The sequence below is a fragment of the Enterobacter cloacae genome, from assembly GCF_011078175.1.
Lineage (GTDB): Bacteria > Pseudomonadota > Gammaproteobacteria > Enterobacterales > Enterobacteriaceae > Enterobacter > Enterobacter cloacae_Q.
The window spans coordinates 156,495-171,901 of record NZ_JAALCJ010000003.1 but is presented as its reverse complement, the minus strand read 5'-3'; the positions used below and the strand labels follow the sequence as shown (position 1 = coordinate 171,901).

Here is a 15,407-nt window from a genome sequence, read left to right as displayed (position 1 = left end):
ATATTAAAAAATTTCTAATTCTTTACCCTGCCGCCAGTCGACGAAAGATTAAGCTTTCCGTATAGTGGCGGCAATTTTTTGCATCCGGGAAATTTTCAATGATCAGTCTGATTGCAGCGCTGGCGGTAGACCGCGTTATCGGCATGGAAAACGCCATGCCGTGGAACCTGCCTGCCGATCTCGCATGGTTTAAACGTACGACGTTAAACAAGCCGGTAGTGATGGGCCGCCTGACCTGGGAGTCTATTGGTCGTCCATTGCCGGGTCGTAAGAATATTGTGATCAGTAGCCAGCCAGGCACTGACGATCGCGTTCAGTGGGTTAAGTCCGTTGATGAGGCAATTTCTGCCTGCGGTGATGCCGAAGAGATCATGGTGATCGGCGGCGGCCGTGTGTATGAGCAGTTCCTGCCAAAAGCGCAGAAACTGTATCTGACTCACATTGATGCGGAAGTAGAAGGGGATACCCATTTCCCGGATTACGATCCGGATGAGTGGGAATCCGTATTCAGTGAATTTCACGATGCGGATGCGCAGAACTCTCACAGCTACTGCTTCGAAATTCTGGAACGTCGTTAACCGTATTATCCTCTCCCAAAAGGGAGAGGATAAACATCCTCAGGAGGCGACCGCCTCACCCTCGCCTAAGTCCAGCTGTCGGTTGGATGGCTGCACAAAGTAGGTTTTATCTTCCCAGCGCAGGCAAGTTAAATCTCCTCCCCAGCAGCATCCGGTATCCAGCGCATAGATATTTTCCGGTGTACCTTTTCCTTCCAGCGATGCCCAGTGCCCAAAGACCACGCTGTATTCGTTTGTCACGGGTCCCGGAATGGCGAACCAGGGCTTAAGCGGCGCAGGGGCATTTTCCGGCGTATCTTTGCAATACATATCTAACTGCCCGTTCGGGAAGCAGTAGCGCATCCGCGTAAATGCATTGGTGATAAAACGCAGCCGCGCCAGGCCGCTGAGGTCATCACTCCAGTTGTTTGGCATATCGCCGTACATTGCATCGAGGAAGAACGGATAGGAGTCGCTCGACAGCACCGCTTCAGCGTCGCGTGCGCAGGTTTTTGCCGTCTCAAGATCCCACTGAGGCGTAATGCCTGCATGGGCCATCACCAGCTTTCTCTCTTCATCAACCTGTAGCAGAGGCTGGCGGCGCAGCCAGTTGAGCAACTCATCGGCATCCGGTGCTTCCAGCAGGGGGGTAATGCGATCTTTCGGCTTATTACGGCTGATCCCGGCATATACGGCCAGCAGATGCAGATCGTGATTGCCCAACACCATACGCACGCTGTCGCCCAGCGATTTGACATAGCGGAGGACGTCCAGGGAGCCGGGGCCGCGGGCCACTAAGTCGCCAGTTAACCAGAGCGTGTCCCGCCCGGGGGTAAAGTCGACCTGTTTTAATAATGCGATCAGTTCATCGTAGCAACCGTGAACGTCGCCAATCAGATATGTAGACATTGGATTAATGAATAAGTGTAGGTACGGCGAGACGGAACACAGGAATAGCAATGCGGAAAGCATTACCGTCGGCGTCGACCATTTCGTAATGGCCTTGCATGGTACCCAGCGGCGTTTCAATTACCGCGCCGCTGGTGTATTGATACTCTTCGCCAGGGGCGATATGGGGTTGTTCACCGACCACACCTTCGCCCTGGACTTCGATTTCACGACCGTTGCCGTTGGTAATAAGCCAGTAGCGCCCGAGCAGTTGCACTGGCATCCGCCCCAGATTGCGAATAGTTACGGTATAAGCAAAAACAAAACGTTCTTCATCCGGTGTGGATTGGGACTCAATGTAGACGCTTTGAACCTGAACACAGACGCGGGGCGAATCAATCATGGCTTAGCTCTCCTTCGGCGGCGCATTGTCGCTGATGTAATTAGCCAGCTTGCAGTACTGCTCTACGGAAATATTTTCCGCACGCATTGCCGGGTCGATGCCCAACTCAGCTAACACCTCAACGGTAAACAGATTGCCAAGGCTGTTACGAATCGTTTTACGGCGCTGGTTAAAGGCTTCTGTCGTAATACGGCTCAGCACGCGCAGGTCTTTGACCGGGTACGGCATCGTTTTATGGGGTACCAGGCGCACAACCGCAGAATCTACTTTTGGCGGTGGCGTGAACGCGGAAGGCGGTACTTCTAATACCGGGATCACGTTGCAGTAATATTGCGCCATCACGCTTAAACGACCATACGCTTTACTGTTCGGCCCTGCAACCAGACGGTTAACGACCTCTTTTTGCAACATGAAGTGCATGTCGGCAATGGCATCAGTATAGCTAAACAGATGGAACATCAGCGGGGTGGAGATGTTGTAAGGCAGGTTACCGAACACGCGCAGCGGCTGTCCCATTTTTTCTGACAGTTCGCCGAAGTTCATGGTCATCGCATCTTGCTGATAAATCGTCAGCTTCGGCCCGAGGAACGGGTGCGTTTGCAGACGCGCGGCCAGATCGCGGTCGAGTTCGATAACGGTCAGTTCGTCAAGGCGTTCGCCTACCGGCTCGGTCAGCGCGGCAAGACCCGGGCCGATTTCGACCATGGCCTGACCTTTCTGCGGATTAATGGCAGAAACGATACTGTCGATCACAAACTGATCGTTGAGGAAGTTTTGCCCGAAGCGTTTACGGGCTAAGTGGCCCTGATGGACTCGATTAGTCATTGAGTATTAACAATCATTTTGATGGCGAGATTAAGCGCCGAAATAAAACTGCCGACATCCGCTTTCCCCTGGCCTGCCAGATCCAGCGCAGTACCGTGGTCAACGGACGTTCGAATAAAGGGTAAACCGAGGGTGATATTCACCCCGCGGCCAAATCCCTGGTATTTTAGCACGGGCAGGCCCTGATCGTGGTACATCGCGAGCACAGCGTCAGCATTATCCAGGTATTTGGGCTGGAAAAGGGTGTCGGCAGGCAGTGGTCCGCTGAGGTGCATCCCTTTCGCCCGCATTTCTTCCAGCACCGGAATGATAGTGTCGATCTCTTCGGTGCCCATATGTCCGCCTTCGCCCGCGTGTGGATTCAAACCACAGACCAGAACGTGCGGCTGCGGAATGCCGAATTTGGTTTGCAGATCGTGATGCAAAATGCCGATGATCTCACGCAGTAGGCCAGGCGTAATGGCATCAGGAATGGCTTTGATCGGCAGGTGCGTTGTTACCAGCGCAACGCGCATCGCTTCGGTTGCCAGCATCATCACCACTTTCGGACTTTGCGACCGCTCTTCGAAAAATTCGGTATGTCCGGTAAATGGAATGCCCGCATCGTTGATTACACCTTTATGCACAGGACCGGTTATCAGGGCGGCAAATTCGCCCTGAAGGCAACCGTCACAGGCGCGCGCCAGCGTCTCGACAACGTAGTGACCGTTTTCGGTGCGTAACTCACCGGGGACAACAGAGGCACGGAGCGGAACAGAAAGCAGAGTGAGAGTGCCAGCCTGCTGCGGTGCAGGCTGTTGGCCTTCAACGTAAGGAAGTAGCGTTAAAGGCAGACCGAGCAAGGTTGCCCGGTCTTGTAACAGTGTTGCATCTGCGCAGACTACCAGTTCTACCGGCCAGCTACGCTGGGCGAGCTGAACCACAAGGTCAGGCCCAATCCCGGCGGGTTCGCCGGGGGTGATCACAACACGATGCGGTTTCATCAGTTGCTCAACACTTTCACGTAAGCGCTGGCGCGCTGTTCCTGCATCCAGGTTGCGGCTTCTTCAGAGAACTTACGGTTAAACAGCATGCGATACGCGCGGTCTTTCTGGGCAGCGTCGGTTTTATCCACGTTGCGGGTGTCCATCAGCTGGATCAGATGCCAGCCGAAGGAAGAGTGCACCGGTGCGCTCATCTGGCCTTTATTCAGCTTCATTAACGCATCGCGGAAAGCCGGATCGTAAATATCGGCTGCCGCCCAACCCAGGTCACCGCCCTGGTTTGCAGAGCCAGGATCCTGAGAGAACTCTTTTGCCGCTTTATCGAAGGTGGTTTTACCGCTCTTGATGTCGGCGGCGATCTGTTCCAGCTTCGCACGGGCCTGATCGTCAGTCATGATCGGAGACGGTTTAAGCAGGATATGACGCGCATGAACTTCGGTAACCGAAATGTTCTGGCTCTGACCGCGCAGGTCATTCACTTTCAGAATATGGAAGCCCACACCGGAACGGATTGGACCGACGATGTCGCCTTTCTTCGCGGTGCTCAGCGCCTGGGCAAACAGAGACGGTAGCTCCTGAATACGGCCCCAGCCCATCTGGCCGCCTTTCAGGGCCTGCTGGTCAGCGGAGTACGTGATTGCCAGTTTGCCAAAGTCATCGCCATTACGCGCCTGCTCAACGATAGCGCGTGCCTGGCTTTCTGCTTCAGCCGCCTGATCGGAGGTTGGGTTTTCCGGCAGTGGGATCAGGATGTGGCTCAGGTTCAGCTCAGTGCTGGCATCATTCTGATTCCCGACCTGTTTTGCCAGGGCATCCACTTCCTGAGGCAGGATGGTGACGCGGCGACGGACTTCATTGTTACGCACTTCTGAAATCAGCATCTCTTTACGGATCTGATTACGGTAGGTGGCATAGCTGATGCCGTCATAGGCCAGGCGGCTACGCATCTGGTCCGGGGTAATGTTATTCTGTTTTGCAATGTTGGCGATCGCCTGATCGAGCTGTTCGTCAGAGATCTTCACACCCATTTTCTGGCCCATTTGCAGGACTATCTGATCCATGATCAGACGTTCCAGGATCTGGTGGCGCAGCGTAGCGTCATCCGGAAGTTGTTGACCTGCCTGGCCCGAGTTGAGCTTTACAGATTTCATCAAACCGTCAACGTCACTTTCAAGCACGACGCCGTTGTTAACCACAGCCGCGACTTTATCGACAACCTGTGGGGCCGCGAAGCTGGTATTCGCAACCATAGCGACACCGAGTAGCAGCGTTTTCCAGTTCTTCATACTTTTTCCATTTCAATTAACCGCAAAGCGGATTACGTTGTAAATCAAGCACATTACAATGAACTACGATACGGCAGAATGTTCGAGCGCAGCATCTGCTGTGTGCCCAGACCGTAGTTAGAGCTCAGGCCGCGTAGCTCGATATTAAAGCCAATCACGTTATCGTATTTGCCCTGACTGTTTTGCGTATCCCAGCCGTTAAGTTTCCGTTCGTAACCGACACGTATTGCGTAACAGCAGGAGTTATATTGCAGACCCAGCATCTGGTCAGCAGGTTTTTGGGCATTCGTGTCATAGTAGTAGGCGCCTACGACTGACCAACGATCGGCGATCGGCCAGCTCGCGGCGGTACCCACCTGTGAAATACCGTCTTTGTATGGGTCGGAAGTGGAATAATTAGGCAGTGTCGCCTGAATGTATTCCGGGCTGGCGTAACGGTATGTCAACTGCAACATACGGTCCTCATCACGACGATACTCGATGGCAGCGCTGCCCGTCGCGATATTGTCCAGTCGTGTATCGTACTGAACACCACCGCGCAGACCCCAACGATCCGTCATGCGCCAGTAGGTGTCGCCCGCCCATACCAGTGAGCCCGTTTTGTTTTCTTTCTCCCACTGAATTTTATCATCGCCAGTGCGTGATTCTGTGAAATAGTAGATTTGACCAACAGAAACGTTAAAACGTTCAACGGCAGCTTCATCATATACGCGCGTTGTGACGCCGGTCGTTAACTGGTTAGCAGACGCAATACGGTCAAGGCCACCGTATGAACGATCGCGGAACAGGCCGCTATAGTCAGATTGCAGTAAGGACGAGTCGTAGTTTTGGATTTTGCTCTGATCGCGATAAGGCACGTACAGATACTGCATACGTGGCTCAAGCGTCTGGGTATATCCATCCGCGAGCATGCCCATATCGCGTTCGAAAATCAGCTTGCCGTCCATTTTAAACTGAGGGAGGACACGGTTTACTGAATCGGCAAGATCGTTCGCGTTGTTCGGGTTCGCATTGTATTTATCAATATTTTTCTGCTGGTAGTGGGTGGCCAACATTTTGGCTTCAGTATTCAGGCTCGCCCAGTCGTTAGACCATGGCAGAGTGATCGTCGGCTCGATATGCAGACGCGTAGCTTCCGGCATATCCGAGTTGGTGTTGACGAAATGGACCGCCTGCGCGTATACGTGCGTGTCGAAAGGACCCACATCGTTCTGGTACCAGTTCACGTCCAGCTGCGGCTCTGCACCGTAGGTGCTGTTTGTTTGTGTATCAAACACCTGGAACTGTTTGGTCGACACCGTCGCGTCAAAGTTCTCATTGGCGTAGCCCACGCTGAATTTCTGCGTGGCGTAACCATCGGTACTGGACCCGTATTTAGAATCAAAGTCGTTGAAGTAATACGGATCGCTGACTTTGGTGTAGTCGATGTTGAAGCGCCACACCTCATCCAATACCCCGGCGTGCTTCCAGTAATACATCCAGCGGTGCTTATCACCTTCGCTCGGATGCTCGTCCTGGAAGACCTTATCTGATGGCAGATAATCAAATTCCATCAGACCCGTGCCCGCCTTGGTCAGGTAGCGGAATTCGTTCTCCCACATGATGTTACCGCGCTTATGGATATAGTGCGGCGTGATCGTGGCGTCCATGTTGGGCGCAATGTTCCAGTAGTACGGCAGGTAGAACTCAAAATAGTTCGACGTGCTGTACTTGGCGTTCGGGATCAGGAAACCTGAACGACGTTTGTCACCCACGGGCAGTTGCAGGTAAGGACTATAGAAAATGGGCACCGGGCCGAGTTTGAAACGAGCGTTCCAGATCTCTGCAACCTGTTCTTCACGGTCGTGGATCACTTCACTGCCCACAACGCTCCAGGTATTTGACCCTGGCAAACAGGAGGTAAACGTGCCGTTTTCGAGAATGGTGTAGCGGTTTTCGCCACGCTGCTTCATCAGGTCTGCGGTACCGCGCCCCTGACGGCCCACCATCTGGTAATCACCTTCCCAGACGTTGGTATCTTTAGTATTCAGATTCGACCAGGCTTTCGGACCTTTCAGGATGACCTGATTGTCGTCATAGTGCACATTACCCAGCGCATCCACGGTACGGACAGGCGCCTGTGCACCTTCCGATTGCTTCTGGTGCAATTGCACTTCATCAGCCAGCAGGCGGCTGTTTCCCTGGTTAATATCGACATTGCCCGTAAAGGTCGCATTGTCAGGATAATTACCTTTAGCGCTATCGGCATTAATGGTGACGGGTAAGTCATTCGTATCGCCTTTCACCAGTGGGCGATTATAACTTGGGACGCCAAGCATACACTGCGAGGCGAGATCGGCTGCGAGCCCCTGTTGGCTATACAGGGCGGTGCCAATCATTGTGGCCAGAAGGGTGGGGATACGTTTTTTCATACGTTGTATTTTATTGTTCCGTCATCAGTGGCTACGGCTTACAAACGCTCAGAGACTATCTTACTCATCAGCGCAGTACCAGCGTTAATCCTGCCCGTTTGCGCGCCAGAGTGTTAGGCTCGCTATCGAATGACGAGTATGATAATGCAAATTATAGGCGATGTCCCTCAATTGACCGTGGCGCGACCACTGTAATGATGGCGTTGCGTCGGCCAGGAACATGACCATTCGGGGAGTATATGCAGTATTGGGGTAAAATAATCGGCGTTGCGTTCGCAATTATTATGGGTGCCGGATTCTGGGGCGTTGTTCTTGGCCTCATTATCGGCCATATGTTTGATAAAGCACGTAGCCGCAAAATGGCCTGGTTTGCCAACCAGCGCGAGCGCCAGTCACTTTTTTTCTCCACCACGTTTGAGGTGATGGGGCATTTAACCAAATCAAAAGGGCGCGTAACGGAAGCCGATATTCAGGTTGCCAGCGTCTTTATGGATCGCATGAATCTGCACGGCGAATCTCGCATCGCGGCGCAGAATGCGTTCCGGATTGGTAAATCAGATAACTACCCGCTGCGTGAAAAAATGCGGCAGTTCCGTAGCATCTGTTTCGGGCGCTTTGATTTAATTCGGATGTTTCTGGAAATTCAAATTCAGGCCGCCTTTGCGGATGGTTCTCTGCATCCGAATGAACGGGACGTCCTGTACGTGATTGCCGAAGAGCTGGGTATTTCCCGCATGCAGTTCGACCAGTTCCTGCGCATGATGCAGGGGGGGGCGCACTTTGGCGGTGGTTATCAGCAGCAATCGTCCGGCGGCGGCTGGCAGCAGGCGCAGCGTGGCCCTACGCTTGAAGATGCCTGCAACGTCCTCGGCGTGAAGCCGTCTGACGATGTCACGACCATCAAACGCGCCTATCGTAAGCTGATGAGCGAGCACCATCCGGATAAGCTGGTGGCGAAAGGCCTGCCGCCAGAGATGATGGAGATGGCCAAACAGAAAGCGCAGGAAATTCAGAAAGCCTACGAGCTGATTAAAGAGCAGAAAGGTTTTAAATAAAAAATGGCCCGACACTGTCGGGCCATTTTTTCAGAAGTCCACCGGGGCGTTGAACGTCATGGCGTTGCCGAAAGCAGGGTGGGTGATGGTGAGCGTCTGCGCATGCAGTTGCAGGCGCGGCGCTAAGGCCAGCGCTTCAGGCGGCGCGTAAAAGCGGTCGCCCAGAATCGGATGACCCATCGCAAGCATATGCACACGCAGCTGGTGGGAGCGCCCGGTAATCGGCTTCAGCAGGACGCGCGCGGTGTTATCCGGCGCGTACTCCAGCACTTCATACTCGGTTTGCGCGGCCTTGCCGGTTTCGTAACACACTTTCTGCTTAGGCCGGTTCGGCCAGTCGCAAATCAGCGGTAAATCTACCAGCCCTTCCGCCTGCGCCGGATGACCCCAGACGCGCGCGACATACTGCTTCTTCGGCTCGCGCTCGCGGAACTGACGCTTCAGCTCACGTTCTGCCGCTTTATTCAGCGCCACCACAATCACCCCGCTGGTCGCCATATCCAGACGATGGACAGACTCGGCCTGGGGATGATCGCGCTGGATACGCGTCATCACGCTGTCTTTATGCTCTTCCAGACGCCCCGGCACGGATAACAAGCCGCTCGGCTTGTTAACCACCATAATGTGCTCGTCCTGATACAGAATGACCAGCCACGGATCCATTGGGGGATTGTAGGGCTCCATTACCATCTTGCGCTCCGCTTACTGATGCGTCACAACGATAAGACGCAGAGCGTCGAGACGCCATCCCGCCTGATTGAGACTTTCCAGCACCTGCTGGCGGTTGCTCTCAATTGCGGCCAGCTCATCGTCGCGAATGTTCGGGTTCACCGCTTTCAACGCTTCCAGACGCGACAGCTCGGCAGAAAGCTTCTCATCGGCTTCGCTACGCGCCGCATCGATCAGCACTCTGGCCGCTTTTTCGGCCTGGGCTTCACCCAGTTGCAGAATGGCATGTACGTCCTGCTGCACCGCATTCACCAGCTTGCTACCGGTATGACGGTTCACCGCGCTCAGCTGACGGTTGAAGCTTTCAAACTCCACCTGGCCGGCCAGGTTCGTACCGTTTTTATCCAGCAGCAGACGCACCGGGGTTGGCGGCAGGAAGCGGTTAAGCTGAAGCTGTTTCGGTGCCTGCGCTTCCACAACGTAGATCAGCTCCACCAGCAGCGTGCCCACGGGCAAGGCTTTGTTCTTCAACAGGGAGATGGTGCTGCTGCCGGTATCGCCGGAGAGGATCAGATCCAGACCGTTGCGGATCAGCGGGTGTTCCCAGGTGATGAACTGTGCGTCTTCGCGGGACAGCGCCACATCACGATCAAAGGTGATGGTGCAGCCGTCTTCCGGCAGACCCGGGAAGTCCGGCACCAGCATATGATCGGACGGGGTCAGCACGATCATGTTCTCGCCGCGATCGTCCTGGTTAATCCCGACGATGTCGAAAAGGTTCATGGAGAAGCTGATCAGGCTGGTATCGTCGTCCTGTTCTTCAATACTGTCGGCCAGCTGCTGCGCTTTTTCACCGCCGTTGGAGTGGATCTCCAGCAGGCGATCGCGCCCCTGCTCAAGCTGGGCTTTCAGCGCGTCATGCTTCTCGCGGCAGGACTTGATCAGCTCATCGAAACCCTCTGTATTTTCCGGGGCGGCGAGGTAACCGATCAGGTCCGCATGCACCTGATCGTAAATGGCGCGACCGGTCGGGCAGGTGTGTTCAAACGCATCCAGACCTTCGTGGTACCAGCGAACCAGAACGGACTGGGCGGTTTTCTCCAGATACGGCACGTGGATCTGAATATCATGTGCCTGACCGATACGATCCAGACGCCCGATACGCTGCTCCAGCAAATCCGGGTTAAACGGCAGATCGAACATCACCAGATTGCTGGCGAACTGGAAGTTACGGCCTTCTGAACCGATTTCGGAGCACAGCATCACCTGCGCGCCGCTGTCCTCTTCACTAAACCAGGCCGCGGCGCGGTCGCGCTCGACAATAGACATGCCTTCATGGAACACGGCGGCGCGAATACCTTCGCGCTCGCGCAGCACTTGTTCCAGTTGCAGGGCGGTGGCGGCTTTGGCGCAGATCACCAGCACCTTCTGGGAACGGTGTGCAGTCAGGTAGCCCATCAGCCACTCCACGCGCGGATCGAAGTTCCACCAGGTACCGGTGTCGCCTTCAAATTCCTGATAAATCTGCTCCGGGTAGAGCATGTCGCGCGCGCGGTCTTCCGCAGATTTACGGGTGCCCATAATGCCGGAGACTTTAATCGCCGTCTGGTACTGGGTCGGCAGCGGCAGTTTGATGGTGTGCAGCTCGCGTTTCGGGAACCCCTTCACGCCGTTTCGGGTGTTACGGAACAGCACGCGGCTGGTGCCGTGACGGTCCATCAGCATGTCGATCAGCTCTTTACGTGCGGATACCGTGTTATCGCTGTCGCTGTTCGCGGCCTGAAGCAGCGGCTCGATATCCTGCTCGCCAATCAGATCGCTGAGGGTGTTGAGTTCATCATTGGAGAGACGATGACCTGCCAGCAGCAGTGCGACGGCGTCTGCCACAGGACGGTAGTTTTTCTGCTCCTCAACAAACTGCTCAAAATCGTGGAAGCGGTTCGGGTCGAGAAGACGCAGACGGGCGAAGTGGCTCTCAAGACCCAGCTGCTCCGGGGTGGCGGTCAGCAGTAGAACGCCTGGTACGCGTTCGGCAAGCTGCTCAATCGCCATGTATTCACGGCTTGGCGCATCTTCGCTCCAGACGAGATGGTGTGCTTCGTCGACGACCATCAGATCCCATTCAGCGTCGCACAGATGCTCCAGGCGCTGCTTGCTGCGGCGTACGAAGTCCAGGGAGCAGATCACCAGTTGTTCAGTTTCAAACGGGTTGTCCGCGTCGTGCTGGGCTTCGGCATAGCGCTCGTCGTCGAACAGGGAGAAGCGCAGGTTAAAGCGGCGCAGCATTTCGACCAGCCACTGGTGTTGCAGTGTTTCAGGCACCACTATCAGTACGCGCTCGGCGGCACCAGAGAGCAGCTGCTGGTGCAGGATCATGCCTGCTTCGATGGTTTTACCCAGGCCCACTTCGTCAGCCAGCAGCACGCGAGGCGCATGGCGACGGCCTACATCATGGGCGATATTCAGCTGGTGGGGGATCAGGCTGGTACGCTGACCGCGCAGGCCGCTCCACGGCATGCGGTACTGTTCACTCTGGAACTTTCGCGCGCGGTAGCGCAGGGAGAAACGATCCATTCGGTCGATTTGCCCGGCAAACAGACGGTCCTGCGGCTTGCTGAAAACCAGTTTGCTGTCGAGCAACACTTCACGCAGGATGACATTTGTCTCGTCGGTATCAAGACGCGTTCCAATGTAAGCGAGCAGTCCATTCTCTTCTTTTACGTCTTCAACCTTTAGCTGCCAGCCCTCGTGGCTGGTCACGGTGTCACCCGGGTTGAACATTACGCGGGTAACAGGGGAGTCATTGCGCGCGTACAGGCGGTTTTCACCGGTAGCAGGGAAAAGGAGGGTAACCATGCGCGCATCGACGGCAACGACGGTTCCTAATCCAAGTTCGCTTTCTGTATCGCTGATCCAGCGTTGACCAAGTGTAAAAGGCATAGTTGTTCGGCTCTAATCTTTAATTGCAGGCAATAGTTCGACCCCGTCAAAAAAGACGGTCATCGAAAAATGGGTCCGGGAATGGAAAGGGCGCTATGGTACTGGATGGCAACGGTTTCGTCACGCGTCAAAATAGCCCAAGTTGTCCTGTCACTAGTGTAGCAAAATCGTCATCAATGAAGGGCAAAATTCCGTCGGCGACGGGCTGAAGCTGGCGCGTCAGGTAGTGATCGTAATCGAGCGGTGAGTGTTGATAATCCACAGGCTCCGGGCCGTTGATTGTCCAGACGTATTTGATCGTTCCCCGGTTCTGATACTGCGGTGCGCGGCCGCGCTTGACGTTCTCTTCATCCGCCAGGCACGCAGCGCGTACGTGGGGAGGCACATTACGTTGATACTCTGCCAGCGGGCGGCGCAGGCGCTTGCGATACACCAGCCGATCATCCAGTTCACCTGCCATCAGGCTGGCGATGGTTTCGCGCACGTAGTCCTGATACGGCTCATTGCGGAATACCCGCAGGTACAGCGTTTGCTGGAACTGCTGCGCCAGCGGCGTCCAGTCGGTGCGCACCGTCTCCAGCCCTTTAAACACCATCCGCTGCGTGTCACCTTCCTGGATCAGCCCGGCGTAGCGCTTCTTGCTGCCCTGGTCGGTACCGCGAATGGTGGGCATTAAAAAGCGGACGAAATGGGTTTCAAACTCCAGCTCTAACGCGCTGGTTAACCGCTCTTTTTGCAAACTTTCTCGCCACCAGTCGTTCACGAAGGCGACCAGTTCTTTACCGATTCGCGCGGCGTCCTCTTCAGAATGCGCGGCTTTCAGCCAGACAAAGGTGGAGTCGGTATCGCCATAAATGACGTCATAGCCCCGGGATTCAATTAGCGCTTTGGTTTGACGCATGATTTCATGCCCGCGCATGGTGATGGACGACGCCAGACGGGGATCAAAGAAGCGGCAGGCGCTGGTGCCCAGCACGCCGTAAAAGGCATTCATAATGATTTTCAGCGCCTGTGAGAGCGGCTTGTTGCCGTGACGTTTCGCCTCGTCCCGACCGTGCCAGATGTTTCCCACTATTTCAGGCAGGCAGTGCTTCTCGCGTGAAAAGCGTGCCCCGAGAAAACCTTCGGTGCTGTGCGCATCGTCTGGCTGCGCCATCCCCTCCACCAGCCCCACCGGGTCTATCAGGAACGTGCGTATAATCGACGGGTACAGGCTTTTATAATCCAGCACCAGCACCGAGTCATACAGCCCGGGCCGTGAATCCATCACGTAACCGCCGGGGCTAGCCTGCGGCGGCACGTCGCCGAGATTAGGGGCAACATAGCCCGCCCGATGCATCCGCGGGAAATAGAGGTGGCTGAAGGCCGCTACCGAGCCGCCGTGCCTGTCGACAGCGAGACCGTTCACCGTAGCGCGTTCCAGCAGGAAGGGCATGATCTCGGTTTTGTGGAAAATCTGCGTCACCAGCTCGCAATCTTTCAGGTTATAGGTAGCGAGCGCCGGCTTATCCTCGTTAAAGCGCCGGTCAATTTCGTCCATTCGGTCCCAGGGGTTGTCGATGGATTTACCTTCACCCAGCAACGCCTGCGCCACCGCTTCGAGAGAGAAAGAGGAGAAATTCCAGAAGGCGGATTTAAGCGCCTCGATGCCGTCGATAATCAGGCGACCGTTGGCCTGAGCGAAGAAAACGCCGTTCTTAAACCCGTGCTCGCGCCACTCCAGCTCGGTGTTACCGCGCCCAAGAATCAGCGGGATGCGGTAACGTTCGGCATGTTTTTGCAGCACGCGCAGGTCAAACTGGACGACGTTCCAGCCGATCATTACATCCGGATCGTGCACGGCAAACCACTGGTTAAGCTTCTCCAGCAACTGTGGTCGGCTGTTAACGTACTCCAGATGGAAATTCAGCGGAGATGCATCGCCGTTCGGCGGTCCGAGCATATAGACTACCCGCTGCCCACATCCTTCAAGTCCGATGCAGTACAGTTCACCGTGGCGGGTCGTTTCAATATCCAGCGAGACCCACTTCAGCGGTGGACGATAATTCGGGTTAGGCTTAAGACGCGCATTAATGAGACTGCCGTTCTGCGCGGTGCCGTCCACCCAGACGGGCGCGGTAATAAACCGCTCCATCAGAAAACGTTCCGGCGGACGGATATCGGCTTCGTAGAGCGTCACGCCCGCTTCGCGCAGCAGCTTTTCGTAGCGCATCAACTGGCGATGGGCGCGGCAGTAGAGGCCATGCACCGGCTGGCGGTGAAAATCTTTCAAATCCAGGGGAGTGAGGCGCCAGCCGTTTTCACCGCGCAGCAGCTGTTTGACCTTTTCGACGTGGTGTTCAGGAATAAAAGCTACGGACTCCTGAGGGGGCAGCGTAACGTGCAGCGGACCGTTGTCCGTTGCCAGCCAGAACGCAACCTCCGTACCCTGAGGGGTATCCCGCCAGTGTCGGGTCAGTAAAAAGCCTTCTTGCGCCTGTGCCACGCCGCTATCCCATAAAACAAAACCAGGCCTGATTATAGCCTGGTTAAGGTGGATTTGCTGGGGTTTTATACAGTTATTGCGCGTGGTTTCCCCTCACCCCGGCCCTCTCCCCAGAGGGGCGAGGGGGAAAGACGGCTCCGTTCGGTCCCCTCACCCTCTGGGGAGAGGGTGAGGGTAAGGTTTACTGCCCGTAGTAGGCCTTGGCACCGTGCTTGCGCAGGTAATGCTTATCCAGCAGAGTTTGCTGCATATCCGGCAGGTGCGGCGCCAGCTGGCGGCAGAAGATCCCCATGTAAGCGACTTCCTCCAGCACGATCGCGTTGTGCACCGCGTCTTCCGCGTTTTTTCCCCAGGCGAAGGGGCCATGGGAGTGCACCAGCACGCCGGGCATCTGAGCCGCGTCGATTCCCTGTTTTTCGAAGGTTTCGACAATTACGTTGCCGGTTTCCCACTCATACTCACCATTGATCTCCGCATCGGTCATCAGACGCGTACAGGGAATGGTGCCGTAGAAATAGTCCGCGTGGGTGGTACCTGTAGCCGGAATGGACTGACCCGCCTGCGCCCAGATAGTCGCGTGACGCGAATGGGTATGCACGATGCCGCCGATAGTCGGGAATGACTGATACAGCAGACGGTGGGTAGGCGTATCGGAGGAGGGTTTTTTGTTGCCTTCCACCACTTCACCCGTTTCGATGCTGACCACCACCATATCGTCTGCCGTCATCACCGTGTAATCCACGCCTGAAGGCTTAATGACAAACACGCCTTTTTCGCGGTCAACGGCGCTGACGTTGCCCCAGGTCAGGGTCACCAGGTTATGTTTCGGCAGCGCCAGGTTGGCTTCAAGTACCTGACGTTTGAGATCGTCTAACATTGCTGTCTCCCTGCCCGGTGAACACAGT

General features: G+C 55.4%; 12 protein-coding genes. 2 read left to right on the top strand and 10 right to left on the bottom strand.

The genetic code is table 11. The features are described 5' to 3' along the window. Window positions 1-98 precede the first annotated feature (98 nt). Entirely contained in the window at window positions 99-578 is a 480-nt protein-coding gene (folA, locus tag G6Q29_RS07985; protein ID WP_165465184.1) for a type 3 dihydrofolate reductase, read from the top strand. Between the two features lie 39 nt (window positions 579-617). Here the strand turns inward: folA and apaH are convergent, their stop codons facing one another. Genes apaH through lptD form a run of 6 tightly spaced genes read right to left on the bottom strand, consistent with a single transcriptional unit; the run spans window position 618 to window position 7,353 of the window. Further along, window positions 618-1,466, bottom strand: a complete 849-nt coding sequence (gene apaH, locus G6Q29_RS07980; RefSeq protein ID WP_165465183.1) for a bis(5'-nucleosyl)-tetraphosphatase (symmetrical) ApaH — start codon at window positions 1,464-1,466, stop codon at window positions 618-620. 4 nt (window positions 1,467-1,470) lie between these two features. After that, on the bottom strand, window positions 1,471-1,848 hold the full coding sequence (gene apaG, locus G6Q29_RS07975; protein WP_003856425.1) for a Co2+/Mg2+ efflux protein ApaG: 378 nt from the start codon (window positions 1,846-1,848) through the stop codon (window positions 1,471-1,473). A 3-nt stretch (window positions 1,849-1,851) separates the two neighbouring features. Beyond that, entirely contained in the window at window positions 1,852-2,673 is an 822-nt protein-coding gene (rsmA, locus tag G6Q29_RS07970; protein ID WP_148420050.1) for a 16S rRNA (adenine(1518)-N(6)/adenine(1519)-N(6))-dimethyltransferase RsmA, read from the bottom strand. Continuing rightward, window positions 2,670-3,659 carry a 4-hydroxythreonine-4-phosphate dehydrogenase PdxA gene (gene pdxA / locus G6Q29_RS07965; RefSeq protein WP_165465409.1) on the bottom strand — a complete coding sequence of 330 codons (990 nt, stop codon included), beginning with the start codon at window positions 3,657-3,659 and terminating at the stop codon, window positions 2,670-2,672. The genes rsmA and pdxA overlap by 4 nt, the downstream gene beginning before the upstream one ends. Further along, window positions 3,656-4,942: a peptidylprolyl isomerase SurA gene (surA, locus tag G6Q29_RS07960; protein ID WP_003856417.1), complete on the bottom strand. Its 1,287-nt coding sequence runs from the start codon at window positions 4,940-4,942 to the stop codon at window positions 3,656-3,658. The genes pdxA and surA overlap by 4 nt, the downstream gene beginning before the upstream one ends. Window positions 4,943-4,995: 53 nt before the next feature. After that, the gene (gene lptD, locus G6Q29_RS07955; protein ID WP_165465182.1) at window positions 4,996-7,353 is read right to left on the bottom strand and encodes an LPS assembly protein LptD; all 2,358 of its coding nucleotides are present in this window, start codon (window positions 7,351-7,353) and stop codon (window positions 4,996-4,998) included. A 239-nt stretch (window positions 7,354-7,592) separates the two neighbouring features. Between lptD and djlA the strand changes: the two genes are divergently transcribed. Beyond that, the gene (djlA, locus tag G6Q29_RS07950; RefSeq protein ID WP_102750036.1) at window positions 7,593-8,408 is read left to right on the top strand and encodes a co-chaperone DjlA; all 816 of its coding nucleotides are present in this window, start codon (window positions 7,593-7,595) and stop codon (window positions 8,406-8,408) included. 30 nt (window positions 8,409-8,438) lie between these two features. On the opposite strand, the gene rluA is transcribed toward djlA, so the two are convergent. The 4 genes from rluA to araD form a co-directional block, all read right to left on the bottom strand. Continuing rightward, window positions 8,439-9,098 (bottom strand): bifunctional tRNA pseudouridine(32) synthase/23S rRNA pseudouridine(746) synthase RluA, encoded by a 660-nt coding sequence (rluA, locus tag G6Q29_RS07945; RefSeq protein WP_165465181.1) that lies wholly within the window; start codon window positions 9,096-9,098, stop codon window positions 8,439-8,441. Window positions 9,099-9,110: 12 nt separating this feature from the next. After that, window positions 9,111-12,017 (bottom strand): RNA polymerase-associated protein RapA, encoded by a 2,907-nt coding sequence (rapA, locus tag G6Q29_RS07940; protein WP_165465180.1) that lies wholly within the window; start codon window positions 12,015-12,017, stop codon window positions 9,111-9,113. 127 nt (window positions 12,018-12,144) lie between these two features. Then, a complete protein-coding gene (gene polB / locus G6Q29_RS07935; RefSeq protein WP_165465179.1) occupies window positions 12,145-14,502 on the bottom strand; it encodes a DNA polymerase II in 2,358 nt (785 codons plus the stop codon). Window positions 14,503-14,683: 181 nt separating this feature from the next. Next, the gene (gene araD / locus G6Q29_RS07930; RefSeq protein WP_165465178.1) at window positions 14,684-15,379 is read right to left on the bottom strand and encodes an L-ribulose-5-phosphate 4-epimerase; all 696 of its coding nucleotides are present in this window, start codon (window positions 15,377-15,379) and stop codon (window positions 14,684-14,686) included. Window positions 15,380-15,407: the final 28 nt, after the last annotated feature.